Source organism: Marinomonas sp. TI.3.20, assembly GCF_038155025.1.
Lineage (GTDB): Bacteria > Pseudomonadota > Gammaproteobacteria > Pseudomonadales > Marinomonadaceae > Marinomonas > Marinomonas flavescens.
This window is the reverse complement of the sequence record NZ_JBAKAS010000084.1, coordinates 1-416: the sequence shown is the minus strand read 5'-3', so window position 1 is coordinate 416 and position 416 is coordinate 1. Positions and strand designations below refer to the sequence as shown.

Below are 416 nucleotides of genomic sequence, written 5' to 3'. Positions count from 1 at the left end.
AGGTTTACGCTGCCAGATGGCCATTAGTAGAGCATTAATGACCAGATGACGATCCATCATTTTATCCATTGACCATCCAACAACACGTCGGGAAAATAAGTCGATAACAGTCGCGACGTACAAAAAAACTTCATGGGTCCTAACGTAGGTGATATCACTTACCCACGCTTTATTAGGGGCATCAGGATTAAACTGACGCTTCAATATGTTGTCAGCAATCTTGCCTACTTTACCGCCTTGGATATGGCGACGTTTATAGCCAATCTGGGCCTTAATCTTGTTATTACGCATGATCTTGGCAACACGATGTACGCTACAGGATTCTCCCTCATCCCGAAGGTCACGATGTATCCATGGGCTTCCATAGGTTCCACCGCTAGCGATGTGGCATTCACGTATTCGTTCTAACAGTCGCA

Annotated in this window: 1 protein-coding gene; it reads right to left on the bottom strand. The window is 45.4% G+C overall.

Features of this window, described 5'->3' with window-relative positions:
* Positions 1-416, bottom strand: a 416-nt coding sequence (locus V6259_RS19670; RefSeq protein ID WP_341585973.1) for a DDE-type integrase/transposase/recombinase, incomplete at both ends; no start/stop codon positions are given.